Source organism: Undibacterium sp. TJN19 (genome assembly GCF_049339485.1).
Lineage (GTDB): Bacteria > Pseudomonadota > Gammaproteobacteria > Burkholderiales > Burkholderiaceae_D > Undibacterium.
Map to the genome: position 1 here is coordinate 1,748,904 of NZ_JBMPPL010000001.1, position 13,989 is coordinate 1,762,892.

The following is a 13,989-nucleotide window of genomic DNA, read 5'->3' on the forward strand; positions in this document are numbered from 1 at the left end:
ACACGCGTGCTTTGTTATCAGGCCAGTTGCAAAGGCAAAGTCAGCCGCACTTCCAGCCCGCCCTCGGTCAAGTTGGTCAATTGCAGCTTGCCGCCATGTTGCTGGGCGATATTTTGTGCAATCGTCAGGCCCAGGCCGGTACCGCCGGATTCTCTGGAACGGGAGGTTTCTATGCGAAAGAAGGGTTCGAATACCTTGCTTTGCAATTCTGCCGGTATGCCGCTACCGCCATCACGTATCAGGACATACAGGACATCACTGGCGGCTTCCTTACCCGCCACCAGGCTGACGGTAGCGTAATGGCCGTATTTGACGGCATTATCGATCAGATTGGTCAGACAGCGGCGTAATGCCTGTGGCCTGGCCATGACGGTAACACCTGGTTTGCCCTCAAAACTGACATTTTGCCCGGCATCGGCCGCGTCTGCACACACACTGTCAAGCAAGGAATCAAGATCAAGTGGCCTCAAGGGTTCGTTGCTATCCATGCTGCGGGCCAGGTCCAGGCCTTCGCGTATCATCATTTGCATGCCCGACAAATCGTCGATCAGCTTATCGCGCAATTCTTCATCCTTGACTTTTTCCAGACGCAGGCGCAAACGTGTCAAAGGGGTTTGCAAATCATGGGTAATCGCCGCCAGCATATGGGTGCGCTGCGAGATGTGCTGGCGTATGCGTGCCTGCATGGCATTAAAGGCACGGGTGGCCTGCAAAATTTCAGTCGCCCCTTTTTCAGGCAAAGGCGGGCGGTTGATATCTTGTCCCAGGTCAGTTGCTGCTTGCGCCATTTGCTGCAAGGGACGCATGGTCATGCGTGAAATCAGATACGCCAGTACGGCAATACTGGCCATGAACAAAAAGAAATACTGGATAAAATCCGCACGCAAAGGTGGTGCCGGGTTGCGTGGTGGCAGTACCGTCAGGCGCAGGGCAGTACCATCATGCAGAGTAATACCCAGTGCTTCACAGGGAAGTCGGTTGGTTTGCGCATTTTGTGGCAGGCGCGGGCAGGATTCGGGGTCCTGGGCCAGCGACATCACGCGGAAAGTCTTGCCCAGACGCTCACTGACAGCTGCTGCATATTCCGAGCGCGGTGCCTGGTCTGTGGTTTCTGATGGAAGTGTGGCAACTTTCAGACCCAGCCGGGGGGCTGTTGCCAGAAAGGTTTCCCGGTTGGCAACAGGCAGTGCATCCAGCGCCAGTACCAGTTGTTCTGCACGTTCAACGGCATGTGAGTCACGATATTGTGAAATGGTCTTTTGCCGTTCGCCAAAAGCCAGTGACCAGGTCAATACTGCCGAAGCGATCACTCCCAGCAAAAGGATGGCAAATACCCTGCCCCACATGGACGCTAAAATTTTCATTCTTCCTGCTCCACCGTGACAGTCACGGCCAGCACATAACCGCCGTTCCTGACAGTTTTAATGATTTGGGGTGAGCGCGCATCTTCGCGCAATTTTTGCCGCAAGCGGCTGATCTGGATATCGATGGACCGGTCAAACGGATCAGCATCGCGCCCGTGGGTCATATTGAGCAACTGGTCACGGTTCAACACGCGGTTTGGATGTTCAAGGAAAATATTGAGCATGCGGAATTCGGCGCCCGACAAGGACACTACCATCCCGTCCGGGCTGACCAGATGGCGTGCAGTCAGATCCAGCGTCCAGTCGGCAAACTTCAGTTTTTGCAGTGCCTCGCCAGTATGTGAAGTGAGATTGGTCTGGGTGCGCCGCAACACACTGCGTATGCGCGCCAGCAATTCACGGGGTTCGAAAGGTTTAGGCAGGTAATCATCTGCACCCATTTCCAGGCCGAGTATGCGGTCAAGTGGTTCGCCACGGGCAGTCAGCATGATGACTGGCAAGCTTGATTTGCTGCGCAGAGTACGGCATAAGGTCAGACCATCTTCACCTGGCAAGTTCAGGTCGAGTACGATCAAATCTACCTGCTGGTTTTGCAGGGCTGCCCACATGGCATTGCCCTCGGCAGCGGTGACGGTGCTGTAACCGTTATTGTCGAGATAGTCGGCCAGCAGATTACGGATGTCGCGGTCATCATCAACAATGAGAATTTTATTTGGTGTATCCATGTTTTTCATTATGAGCCTGGTCAATGCGATAGAGACGATGATTTTGTATCGGCTTGTTATGATAAACCGACGAGGAAACAGTGCGTAACATACCATCGTACCCCATTCGCCACTTGTTACACGTCGATACAAAGCCGGCGCAGATCGACATTTCATAGTTACATCCGTGCAGCAAGATACGCTCCATGTCTGAGGCAGCAATGCCGGGATTCAGTTGAATTGCTTTACTTTGAGTTTGCTCAATAACAGGGTGTATTTGTCATACCCTGCTTCAGTAAGCATTTTGCCTGAGTTCTGAATGTAATACGTCACAGTCAGGTTAGCTCACATTTTGCCTTGTTCCATTCGCAGAATTTGAGCATTTTCAGTCTGTTCAGAAAGAGAAAATTATGAATACCTTACAAAAAAAATTGTTTATCGGTTTGACGGTGATGACGATGGGAATCGCGGGTAGTGCTTTGGCACAAAGCGCTGCGCCAGCTTCTGCCTCAGCCCATGGCCAGCCAGGCGATCCTGCCAAATGGGCAGAAAAAATGAAAGAGCGCATTGCCAAGCATCAGGCTGAATTGCATGATAAGTTGAAAATCACGGCGGCTCAAGAACCTGCGTGGAAAACTTTTATTGATGCCATGACCCCCGCTGCCATGCCAGCACGTCCTGACCATAAGGCCATGGAAAAATTGACCACGCCGGAACGCATGGAAAAAAGCCTGGAAAAGATGAAAGAACATTTGGCAAAGATGCAAAATCGTCTGGCCGCTCTAAAAACCTTTTATGCCGTACTGACACCGGATCAACAAAAGATTTTCGACGAAAGCCATCGTCGCATGGCCATGCATATGCGTGAAAGCATGGGTGAACACGGCCGTGGCCCAAACATGCCAAAAGGCGGCGACCGTCCTCCTATGGCGGACAAGAAAAACTGAGAGTGATTGATTAAAACAATCTCCGGGCAGCTCTAAACCGCTGCCAGAAAAAAGCGTATGTGCCAAAACACATACGCTTTTTTTCTGCTTTCCTGCTCTTCAGGTTCGTGCTGCGCGGGATGCAATCCAGTCCCTCAGATTGTCTTCCAGCATCGGCCTGCCTATATAAAATCCCTGGCCCTCATGGCAGCCCATGGCTTCCAGTGTTTTCCAGTGGATTTCATGCTCGACACCTTCGGCAATCACTTGCAAACCCAGTTTTTTGCCCAGCTGGGTAATCAGCTCGGCAATGCGCGGGCCTTCGGGGGTATCAATCTGGTTCACAAAAGCACGGTCTATCTTCAGCCTGTCCACTGGCAGTTTGTCCAGGTAACTCAAGGAAGAAAAGCCTGTACCAAAATCATCAATGGCGATTTTTACGCCCAGAGTCTTCAATTTGCTCAGCCTTGTTTCAAACATGGCAGCGCTGCTCATGGTGACAGATTCAGTAATTTCCAGCTCCAGGCTGGAAGGGTGCAGGCCAGTATCTTGCAGGGCCTGTTCGACTATCCCGATAAAATCATCCTGTCGAAATTGAACGACCGAGACATTCACGCCCATTCTCTCTGGCGCGATACCGGCTTTTTGCAATCTCACCATCATGAAACAGGCTGTACGCAAGACCCAGGCGCCAAGGCTGATAATCAGGCCCGAGTATTCTGCCAGCGGGATAAAATCATTCGGTGGTATCAGCACGCCATCATCATTACGCCAGCGTATCAAGGCTTCGAGTCCGGTGAACTGGCCGCTGACCAGGTCGATTTGTGGCTGATACATGAGAAACAGGCGTTCGGCATCAAATGCCCTGTGCAAATGCTGCATCAGCGTCGCACGTTCACGTATCTCTATGCCCATAGAACGGGTGAACAGCGTGTAGCTACCGCGTTGATGAATTTTGCTGCGCTTGAGGGCAATGCTGGCGTCTTTCAGAGGCTCGGCACCATCGCCGTCATAGCCTTCCAGCGCGACTATGCCGACAGACATGGACACGGCGTGTGCCGTCTCTTCTATCGTGAATGGATCAACAAACAACTGGCGCAGGGTTTCCGGTTCCAGCAAATGCTGGTCGCCCAGCAGGCCGAATACATCGCCTGAAATGCGGGCAAAGAAAATGTTTTTGCCCAGCCTTTCGCGCAGGCGATCAGCCACGGCTTTCAGTAATAAATCGCCATAGCGGTGTCCCAGTACATCATTGATCTCGGCAAAATCATCAATGTCGATGAGGGCAACCATTTGTCCGTGGATATTTTCTGCCAGCGCCAGACTGATTTGGTCTATGAATTTCAGGCGGTTGGGCAGCTTCAGTAACTGGTCACGGTAAGCATGATTCTTGAGCTGGCTGACGAGACTCAGGTTATCAAGACAGACACCCAGGTTGGAACAAAACACTTCCAGCAAATTCTGGTTTATTTCAGACAGCTGGAACGGTAAATCAACATACGCTGCCAGGGGACGATTGCCACGACCAGAAAAATACAGTGTCATGCTGTGATCGGTAAACAGGGGCTCACGTTTGGTCAGCACGTGGCGCAAGGCTTCCCTGACTTTGCTATCGATAATTTCATCGATGGGACAATTCATCAGGTTGCTGTAATGTCCCGCAGAAGCAATGACATTAAAAACCTGGTGCGTCACTTCATCAAAATCGCTGAATTCACCCTGCGCGCATAGCAAGCCTTCGGGCGGCACGCCACATAATGCAGCGATCTGGGTAATGACCCCACTGGCAAAAGTCTGAATCCCATGTTCAAAGGTAAATGCCGAGCTTGACGTAATTATCTGATGCAGGCCACGCCTGCTGGCATCGATGGTGCGTATCTGTTCATAAGAGCGTATTGCCGCCGTCAGCGAGGTTAGCAATTTCTTGCGCGTCAGTTCGTTTTTTGTTTTGTAATCATTGATGTCATAGTCGCGTATGGCTTCTTCTTCCGGCGCATAGCCGGGCTGACCAGTGCGCAGGATGATGCGTGTATCCCTCCAGCCCAGCTCATCACGGATGAAACTGACCAGTTCCAGGCCCGCATGCTCGGTTTCCATGACGACATCCAGCAGGATAACGGCGATGTCGGTTTCGCCAGCAAATACACGGCGGGTTTCTTCTTTGGAGTAGGTGTGGATGAATTCCAGCGGACGATTCAATATCTGCACATATTGCAAGGCAAAGCAGGTCGTACGGTGGACATCCTCATCATCATCGACGATGGCGATTTTCCAGCTGCGCGCAAGCTTGCCCGTCTCGGGTATGTCCGCTAAGTCCTCTACTATGAATAGCTCGTCATCATCGTCTTGCTCAATCGACATGCCTGCTCCAGATAGGAAAGCCTACGTAGATTCAAGTATAGTGAAGATTAGCCAGCCCGCGCACACAAAACAGCTCTCGCCATGCTCTGATTCGAAAAATATTGTGACATGCGCTGCCATGTGTATAAGCACATCGCAAGGCTAAACTGACAAGCTGGGTGAGAAATGAAAGTGTCAGGAGGGTTTTTGCTAGCGGAAGCGGCGAGTGGCATCCAGGCCCAGACCCGCACCGATGCTGCCAAACAAATCACCTTCGACCTTGGTTGCGGCGGGGACGATACTGCCGATTTGTTGACGCAAGCCACGCACACCGCTGGAACCACCGGTAAAAAATACGGTATCGACCTGGTCTGGGCGGATATTGGCCGTGCGTAGCACTTCTGCCACAGTGTTACCGATATTGGTGGTTAAATGAGCAATGGAGGCTTGCAAGCCATCCTGGTCAAGTATCAGCTGGCAGGGCTGCGTGGGCTGTTTGCTGCGCAGGCGGTTCAGCGACAGGCTGATGTTTTGCTCATCGGATAATAAAATCTTTGCTTCTTCAGATTTGATGGCGAGCCAGTGACCGTCGCGCTCTTCGACCAGATTAAGCAAGCGCTCAAAGCGCAGGCGCAGGTCAGCGTTATTGATGTCACGGTACACTTCCTGCAATTCCCGCCAGACCTTTTGGGTATAGACCAGATTGATCGTGTGCCAGGTTGCCAGGTTGAAGTAATAGCTGGATGGCACGTCGATCTGGCTACCCAGCCTGCCACCTAGCCCAAGTAGCGGCATGACATGCGTCAGACTCAGGTATTTATCAAAGTCGGTGCCACCGATATGGACACCGCCGTTGCCAAGGATATCGTCCTTTCTGTCGAATTTGCTGGCGCGTTCAGGCGATAAACGCACCAGGGAAAAATCGGACGTACCGCCACCTATGTCGGCAATCAGTACCAATTCTTCCTTGCTGATGCGTGATTCATAATCAAAAGCGGCAGCAATAGGTTCATATTGAAATTGTACTTCCGTAAAGCCGGCGGCACGGGCGATTTGCTCCAGCGTGTCTTGTGCCAGCCGATCAGCGGTGCTGTCATCATCGATGAAATGGACAGGTCGCCCCAATACGGCGCGGGTAAAGCTGGTGCCGGCAGAACGCTCTGCACGTTGCTTCAGCTCACCGATGAATTGGGCCAGTAGTTGACGAAATGGCAGCGCCTTGCCCTGCACTTCGGTTTGTCCGTCCATCAGGCTGGTACCGAGCAGGCTTTTCATGGAGCGCATGAGCCGGCCTTCATAGCCTGCCAGGTAGTTGGTCAGTGCCGCCCTGCCATAGGTGACTTCGTCGTCTTCAACATTGAAAAACACGACGGAAGGCAAGGTGACTTTGTCCTCTTCCAGCGCCAGCAGCGCAGACTGCCCCGGCCTGTGCCAGCCCACGGTTGAATTCGAGGTACCAAAATCTACTCCACAAGCTTGCGACATGAAACTTCCTGACTAAAACGGATAAAACTAGATGAAAGCACAATTGCAGCCCGCCCGGCAGGCTGCAACGATAACGGTGAATGTTAAGAGACTGTGGCAGACTCGCTGCCATCAAGGCGAACCACAAGCAATTGATCAATACGGTAATGATCGATATCGACGACTTCAAATTTGTAGACGCCGACCATGACGTAATCCGTGCGCTTGGGTATTCTCTTGAGCATCGTCATCATGAAACCGGCAATAGTCTCATAGCTGCCCTGCTCAGGCAAGCCGTCTATATCAAGCGCGCGACAAACATCTTCTATGGTGGTGGCACCGTCGATCAGCCAGGAATTGGCATCACGTCTGACGATCTGGTCTTCCAGGAAAGGATGAACCAGATTACCCATCAGCGTGCTCAGCACATCATTCAGGGTGATCACGCCTACCACCAGGGCATATTCATTGAGGATGACGGCGAAATCTTCACGGGTGCCCTTGAATTGCTCCAGCATTTCTGACAGGGTCAGTGAATCAGGTACTGCCAGCGCCGTGCGTATCGATAATTCCTGCACCTTGGTAAATGCCTGATTGGTCAGCACGCGTTTCAATATATCTTTTGATTCTACATAGCCAACGACATTGTCGATATTGCCATCACAGACCAGAAACTTGGTATGCGGATGTTCGGCAATTTTCTGGCTGATGATCACATCTGTGTCCTGCAACGTAAAAAATACGATGCTGTCGCGTTGCGACATGGCAGAAGGGACGGTACGGCTTTCGAGTTCAAACACATTGCCTATCATGTGATGTTCATGTTCATGTAACACCCCGGCTTCGGCACCGGCATCCATCATGGCGTAAATTTCATCCGAGGTAATCTGGTCATTCCTGGAGGTCGGCAAACCCAGCACGTGGAAAATCAGGTTCGACAAGCCATTGAAAACCCAGACCAGGGGTTTGAACAGGCGCACGCATAACAGCATGGGCGTGACCACCCGCAAGGCAACCTTTTCCGGCGAAATCATCGCCAGCTTCTTTGGCATCAGGTCGGCAAACAGAATGAAGATCGAGGTGACAAACAGGAATGAAGTGACGAAACTGACACTTTCCACCCAACTGGTCGCACCAAAGATGGAATGAAACACCTGTGAAATATACGGTGTCAGCGCCTGTTCGCCCAAGATACCACCCAGTATGGCAACGGCGTTCAGGCCGATCTGCACTACCGTGAAAAAATGCCCGGGTTCACGTTGCAGTGCCAGCACCCTGGCGGCACGCATCTCGCCTTCTGCTTCCATCACCTGTAGCTTTACCCGGCGCGCGGCGGCCAGTGAAATTTCAGACATGGAAAAAAATGCGCTGATAATGACCAGCAATGCAATGATCAAAAAGTGGTCAAACAGAGCCATAGTGCGTCCTTTGCGGATGTGTTTAGTGCTTATCATATACTATTGGGATTCGAATATTCCGCCTGAAAGCCCGCAAGCATGAGTAGCCCAGATCAAACTGCTGCCGCAGCACCATTGCCGACCAATGTGCGTTTTGTGCTGATTACCGTATTTCTCGATATTCTCGGGATAGGCCTGATTATTCCCGTGCTGCCGCGCCTGGTTGCCAGTTATACCTTGCAGGCCGACAGCCAGGCTTACTGGTATGGCCTGATCGTGGCAATTTATGGCGTCATGCAATTCTTTTTTGCGCCCATGATCGGTGCACTCAGTGACCGATTTGGCCGTCGCCCGGTATTGTTGATCTGCGTTTTTGGCCTGGGGCTGAATTTTCTTCTGCTGACCCAGGTCACCAGCATTTACTGGATGCTGGTAGTACGTGCGGTAGGCGGGATCACTGCGGGTAATTTGTCGGTCGCCAACGCCTACATCGCCGATGTCTCTTCGCCGGAAAACCGCAGCAAGGCTCTGGGTAAGATCGGTGCCATGTTTGGTCTGGGGTTTATCTGCGGCCCGGTCATCGGCGGCATGCTGGGTGAAGCGCATATTCATTATCCGTTTTACCTGGCAGCAGCAGTTTCACTGGCAAATGTTGTATACGGTTATTTTTCCCTGCCTGAATCCCTGGCAGCGGATCATCGCAAGACCTTTCATATTTCTGCAGCGAATCCTTTCGCCGGCCTGACTGGCCTGGCGCATTTACGCGGCGTTGGTGCGCTGGTCTGGGTATATGCACTGACCATGTTTGCGCAATTCACCTTGCAGACAACCTGGGTGCTGTCGACAGAATTGCGCTTTGGCTGGACACCGATGCAAAACGGCTTTTCCCTGTTCATGGTGGGTATTTCCAGTGTCCTCATGCAAGGTGTTTTTCTTGGCCGTTACATCAAGCGTGTGGGGGATGCCAATGCCGTGCTGATTGGCCTGGCTTCGTCGACCATTGCCTTGACCATGTATGGCCTGGCCAGCCAGGGCTGGATGATGTATGTGCTGATCCTGTGCAATGTGCTGGCTTTTGCTGCCGGGCCAGCCTTGCAGGGATTTTTCTCACGTGCGGTCGATGCCCGTTCGCAAGGTATTGCCATGGGGTCACTGACAGCGCTGGCCAGTATCATGAGCGTGGCAGCGACCCTGATAGGCACGTCGCTGCTGGGGCAGGTCAGTCATCAGGCCAAGGGCAGCCTGTTACTGGGCGCCCCTTTCTTCCTGGCGGCGACCGTACAGCTCATGGCGCTGACTTTGGCGATGCGCCATTTGCGACAGGCTAAATAATCAACGACATTGCCAGCGAAAATGAAAAAGCGGACATCAAGTCCGCTTTTTTGCATGGAAGCATTTACCGAAATCAGTGATGTGTCGCCATTTCTGCATGGGCTTTGTCAAGCACCAGTTCAGGGTCGTCTGACTCTTCCGGTGTCTCATTGTTGAGGCGTCTTTGCATTTTCAGGATATCCACGTCATTGCCCCATTTACCTACCACGATAGTGGCAACACCATTGCCTATCAGATTGGTCAAAGCGCGGGCTTCAGACATGAATCGGTCTATACCCAGGATCAATGCCAGTCCTGCTACAGGAATGCCACCAACAGCAGACAGCGTTGCTGCCAGTACGATGAAGCCACTGCCGGTAATGCCTGCCGCACCTTTGGATGTCAGCAGCAACACCGCCAATAAGGTCACTTGCTGCATGATGGTCATCGGCGTATCCGTGGCCTGGGCAATGAATACCGCCGCCATGGTCAGATAAATGGACGTACCGTCAAGATTGAAAGAATACCCGGTAGGTATTACCAGACCAACCACCGATTTCTTGACACCCAGATTTTCCAGCTTCGCCATCATGCGTGGCAGTACCGACTCTGATGAGGATGTACCCAATACGATCAGTAACTCTTCCTTGATGTATTTGACAAATTTCCAGATGCTGAAGCCATGGAGTTTTGCGATGGTGCCCAGTACGCCAAAAATAAAGATCAGACAGGTCGCATAGAAAGTACCCATGAGATAACCAAGCTGCACCAGAGAGCCGACCCCATATTTACCGATCGTGAAAGCCATCGCACCAAAGGCACCAATTGGAGCGGCCTTCATGATGTAGCCGACGATGACGAACAATACGTGGGAAAATTTTTCGACGAAATCAAAAATCATCGTGCCGCGACCACCAAAGCGGTGCAGCGCAAAACCAAAAAATACCGAGATCAGCAAGACTTGCAGAATTTCGCCTTTTGCAAAAGCATCGATGACCGTAGTCGGTATGATGGCCATCAGAAATTCAGTGGTTGTCTGCATTTTCCCTGGACCGGCATAGGCAGCAATTCCCTTGGTATCGATGGTATTCACGTCGATATGCATGCCTGCACCAGGTTGCACGACGTTGACGATAATCAGCCCGACAATCAGGGCCAGCGTGCTGACAACTTCAAAATACAGCAATGCCATGCCGCCGGTTTTGCCAACTTTTTTCATATCTTCCATACCGGCAATACCCACTACCACGGTACAGAAAATAATCGGTGCGATCATCATCTTGATCAGCTTGATGAAGCCGTCACCCAGTGGTTTCATGGATGCACCGGATTCAGGGTAAAAATGACCTAGCAACACGCCCAGAACGATGGCTGTAATGACTTGAAAATACAGCGATTTGTAAAGCGGCTGATTTTTCATCCTGGGTCTCCATTGGATGTTTTAGGGCTCGCTCATCTGTAAAAGACTGTGGCGAGCACGGCGCGGAATGATTTCCGTCAGTGCTGCCATTATGGAAAACTGCGACCGTGCTCACAATTGTGGGTTTCCACAGCTAGAGGGTGTTACAAGCGGTTTATGCGGCGATGTGTTGTTTTATGCTTGCATTGTGATGGACAATGCGGCCAAGTATGCGCATGGCGTCATCCAGTTCCGGGGTATACGGCATGCCACAGTTAATGCGCAGGAAATGGTCAAAACGATTTGAATTTGAATATAAAAGACCGGGGGACACCAGTATGCTTTGCTCCAGTGCAGCATCAAAGATGGCCTTGGACGATATCTGTGGCGGCATTTCTACCCATAGCGACACGCCCCCTGCCGGCATGGTCAGGCGCGTACCCTCGGGGAAATAGGTGGCAACTGCTTCGGCCATTCTTTCCCTTTGCTGGGCCAGCGTCGTGCGCAGCTTGCGTAAATGCCTGTCATAGGCGCTGGACTGCAAAAACGTGGCAGTGACGATCTGTGACAGTTCTTCGTTATAGCGGGTATGCGCATATTTCAGCATGTTCACACGCGCCTGCCAGCGTCCGGCCAGCATCCAGCCGACCCGCAAGCCGGGGGCCAGGATCTTGTGCATGGACGCACAAAAAATCACATTGCCGCTATGATCCCAATGCTTGAGCGCAGTCGGTATCCTGTCGCCATCGGCCAGGGCACTATAAGAGTCATCTTCTATCAGCGGTATTTTCTGCGCTTCACACAGGGCAACCAGCTTTTGCTTGTGCTGGTCAGGCATGATGCTGCCCAGCGGGTTTTGCAAATGCGGCACCACCACCACGGCCTTGATATTGTCATAGGTGCGCATCGCCAGCTCCAGCGCTTCTATGGATATGCCGGTACTGGGGCTGGTCGGGATTTCCAGTGCTTTCATGCCCAGGCTTTCCAGTACCTGCAACAGGCCATAAAAGGTTGGGGACTCCACCGCAATCACATCACCAGCCTGGGCCACGGCGCGCAAGGCCAGGTTCAGCGCTTCGATACAGCCATTGGTAATGACGATCTGGTCAGACGAGGTGCTGATGCCGGAATCCAGCGCCCGCTTTGCCAGTGCCGCTTTCAGTTCACGGTTACCACCTGGTGTGATGGCCTTGGTCAGCAATTCCGGGAAACGCCGCAAGGTACTCAGTGTCAGGGCGCGCAACTGTTGGTGCGGATACAAGCCCTGACCACCAGTCGCACGAGCCAGATTGCATTTCACCTGGCGCTGGCCGAGTGCGATGATTTCTGATACCTGTTCATGAATGCCGATGAATTGCGCCGGGTCGATGGCATTGCCTATCTGCGGTTCTTGTGCCGGTACCAGGCGCACGCGGCGTGGCAGGCGCACAAAATAACCAGAGCGCGGGCGCGCTTCTAGCCAGCCTTCGGTTTCCAGCTGACGGCACAGTTGCAAGGCAGTGGACAGACTGACGCCGTGTAATTGCATCAACTTGCGCACAGACGGCATACGGTCACCGACGTTCAGCGTACCGGAACGTATCGCAGTCAGATAATGTTCGGCCAGCTGCCGGTAGAGCGGTAGGGTTTGCATAAGCTGATTTTGCGTTCTTTGCTACGGGCTGGACAGATACAGTTCAGGCATATACACACAATAACAGATAACAAATATGCCTGCTGCTACGATACAGATAGCATTTTCCTGTGTCTGTTCGATGTCGCCGGGAAATTCTATTCTGTCAGTATTGATCCGCCGGGATCACAACTTACAGGAGCACCGTGATGTCGCTTACCCTACTCAACAAAGGCCAGAGTTTGTATTGCCATGTCAGCGCTGGAACCGTCTACAGTCTGAACAAGGGCAGCCTCAGGCTCAGCTGTGTGCCGCAGTTTCTTGATGGTCTGGCATGGCAGGCCGACCGGGTTTTACATCAGGGCTTGCATTACCGTGCCGAACGCAGTGGCTGGATAGAATTGCAGGCAATCGAGACCAGTGAATTGTTCATACAGCAAGTTGAGCCTGCCAGCTGGTGGCAGACCTTGCAGCAGCTTTGGCATGGGAGATCAGTAAAGGCTTATGGTCAGGGTTAGTCGGTTTGCGCTGCAAGGTATCACCTCTACAGGCTGCCGGGATCTGAAAATTTAAGGGAAAAATTCCTTCAGCAAAAAGTTTTCCAGCTCTGCTGAATCTTCCAGGCGGGCCGACTTGACTACAACACGGCCCAGGCGCCTGGATTCCCAGTTGAAGTCGCCCTTGTACTCCATGCGTATGATGTCTATCATGCGGCGTACCAAGGCCAGTCGTACGTCGCCACCAAGACCGGCATCGACTTCAAAAGACTGTCTGCCGCCAGAGGCCACCACGCGCGTGTTCCAGCCACGGAAAGTGAAGCTGGCTACCCTCGTGCCTACTGTCCCCAGTTCAAATACACCACTGCCACCAGCGCGACCGCTAGCTTGTTGCATGCTGCGCTTTACATTGGCTTCGGCTACTTCTTGCGGGCTCATGCCACGACCCGCCTGACGCGCGCCTTCGTTTTCCTGCGCTGCGGCTTCTTCTGAAGCGCGACGGCGTGCTCGTGCTGCTTCGGCCATGGCCATCATGTCCATTTCTGGTGGTGCATTGACTTGCGGTGGCGGTGGCTGGGAGATTGGTGATTCAGTCGCGACGACCACCGGCGGCAGCTTGGGCTGGGTGATGGCATTTCTGGATGGTGGGATGCGTACCGGGGGTGTTGCCGGTGCTTTCTGCTTTTTGGGTGCAGCTGCCTTTGGCTGTTTCACCTGGTCCATCAACAGGACTATAGGGTTGTCAGAGCTAGCATTGTCGCCCTTCTTTTTCACAGGACTATGCATGCTCAGTATGAAATAAAGCAATAACGCGTGGATCAGCAATGCCAGCAGGATGCCGAACATGCTGGCAGGACGAAAGCGGATATGTAAATGCACCTCACCCGGCAGGGTAACTTCATTTTCTGGTGCTTCTATGCTCAACTTCATGGACTGTGAACCGGTATGCGGAATTTCAAGGTGGCAAGCATAACC

Annotated in this window: 11 protein-coding genes; 3 read left to right on the plus strand and 8 right to left on the minus strand. The window is 52.5% G+C overall.

Annotated elements, in window-relative coordinates:
• Positions 1-17: 17 nt before the first annotated feature.
• Complete coding sequence (locus ACO0LH_RS07950) at positions 18-1,364, minus strand: ATP-binding protein (protein WP_422940494.1); 1,347 nt, start codon at positions 1,362-1,364, stop codon at positions 18-20.
• Positions 1,361-2,089, minus strand: coding sequence for a response regulator (locus ACO0LH_RS07955; protein WP_422940495.1), 729 nt, complete (start codon positions 2,087-2,089; stop codon positions 1,361-1,363). Before ACO0LH_RS07955 ends, ACO0LH_RS07950 begins: the two co-directional genes overlap by 4 nt.
• A gap of 389 nt (positions 2,090-2,478) precedes the next feature.
• On the opposite strand from ACO0LH_RS07955, the gene ACO0LH_RS07960 reads away from it, so the two are divergent.
• Complete coding sequence (locus ACO0LH_RS07960; RefSeq protein ID WP_422940496.1) at positions 2,479-3,015, plus strand: Spy/CpxP family protein refolding chaperone; 537 nt, start codon at positions 2,479-2,481, stop codon at positions 3,013-3,015.
• 99 nt (positions 3,016-3,114) lie between these two features.
• On the opposite strand, the gene ACO0LH_RS07965 is transcribed toward ACO0LH_RS07960, so the two are convergent.
• From ACO0LH_RS07965 to ACO0LH_RS07975, 3 genes are all read right to left on the minus strand, one after another.
• Positions 3,115-5,355, minus strand: a complete 2,241-nt coding sequence (locus ACO0LH_RS07965) for a bifunctional diguanylate cyclase/phosphodiesterase (RefSeq protein WP_422940497.1) — start codon at positions 5,353-5,355, stop codon at positions 3,115-3,117.
• 189 nt (positions 5,356-5,544) lie between these two features.
• Positions 5,545-6,819, minus strand: a complete 1,275-nt coding sequence (locus ACO0LH_RS07970; protein WP_422940498.1) for an Hsp70 family protein — start codon at positions 6,817-6,819, stop codon at positions 5,545-5,547.
• A gap of 83 nt (positions 6,820-6,902) precedes the next feature.
• Positions 6,903-8,216 carry a hemolysin family protein gene (locus ACO0LH_RS07975; RefSeq protein ID WP_422940499.1) on the minus strand — a complete coding sequence of 438 codons (1,314 nt, stop codon included), beginning with the start codon at positions 8,214-8,216 and terminating at the stop codon, positions 6,903-6,905.
• 78 nt (positions 8,217-8,294) lie between these two features.
• Here ACO0LH_RS07975 and ACO0LH_RS07980 point away from each other — a divergent pair, with 78 nt between their 5' ends.
• Positions 8,295-9,527 carry an MFS transporter gene (locus tag ACO0LH_RS07980; protein WP_422940500.1) on the plus strand — a complete coding sequence of 411 codons (1,233 nt, stop codon included), beginning with the start codon at positions 8,295-8,297 and terminating at the stop codon, positions 9,525-9,527.
• 73 nt (positions 9,528-9,600) lie between these two features.
• Here the strand turns inward: ACO0LH_RS07980 and ACO0LH_RS07985 are convergent, their stop codons facing one another.
• Both ACO0LH_RS07985 and ACO0LH_RS07990 read right to left on the minus strand, forming a co-directional pair.
• Positions 9,601-10,926: a dicarboxylate/amino acid:cation symporter gene (locus ACO0LH_RS07985; RefSeq protein WP_422940501.1), complete on the minus strand. Its 1,326-nt coding sequence runs from the start codon at positions 10,924-10,926 to the stop codon at positions 9,601-9,603.
• A gap of 154 nt (positions 10,927-11,080) precedes the next feature.
• Entirely contained in the window at positions 11,081-12,538 is a 1,458-nt protein-coding gene (locus ACO0LH_RS07990) for a PLP-dependent aminotransferase family protein (RefSeq protein WP_422940502.1), read from the minus strand.
• 188 nt (positions 12,539-12,726) lie between these two features.
• Between ACO0LH_RS07990 and ACO0LH_RS07995 the strand changes: the two genes are divergently transcribed.
• A complete protein-coding gene (locus ACO0LH_RS07995; RefSeq protein ID WP_422940503.1) occupies positions 12,727-13,035 on the plus strand; it encodes a hypothetical protein in 309 nt (102 codons plus the stop codon).
• Between the two features lie 51 nt (positions 13,036-13,086).
• Here ACO0LH_RS07995 and ACO0LH_RS08000 read toward each other — a convergent pair whose 3' ends face one another.
• Positions 13,087-13,944 (minus strand): hypothetical protein, encoded by an 858-nt coding sequence (locus ACO0LH_RS08000; RefSeq protein ID WP_422940504.1) that lies wholly within the window; start codon positions 13,942-13,944, stop codon positions 13,087-13,089.
• Positions 13,945-13,989 lie beyond the last annotated feature (45 nt).